We start from the raw sequence: 230 nt of genomic DNA, 5'->3' as shown, positions 1-230 counted from the left end.
CTCCAAGGGTGGGGCTCGAACCCACAGCCTACCGGTTAACAGCCGGTTGCTCCACCGTTGAGCTACCTTGGAATATTTTGGAGGCGACACCCAGATTCGAACTGGGGATCAAGGAGTTGCAGTCCACTGCCTTACCACTTGGCTATGTCGCCGCCTTTTTGGTGATCTATCCGCGACTCGAACGCGGGACACCCTGATTAAAAGTCAGGTGCTCTACCGACTGAGCTAAT

The 230-nt window shown here is 54.8% G+C and carries 2 tRNA genes; both read right to left on the bottom strand.

The features are described from left to right. Window positions 1–72: transfer RNA gene (locus KGF41_RS20740), tRNA-Asn, on the bottom strand. Between the two features lie 6 nt (window positions 73–78). After that, window positions 79–152: transfer RNA gene (locus KGF41_RS20735), tRNA-Cys, on the bottom strand. Between the last annotated feature and the right edge of the window lie 78 nt (window positions 153–230).

Source organism: Clostridioides sp. ZZV14-6150 (genome assembly GCF_020657875.1).
Taxonomy (GTDB): Bacteria; Bacillota; Clostridia; order Peptostreptococcales; family Peptostreptococcaceae; genus Clostridioides.
Note: the sequence above shows the minus strand (reverse complement) of the source record. Positions and strands in the feature narration are given on the sequence as shown.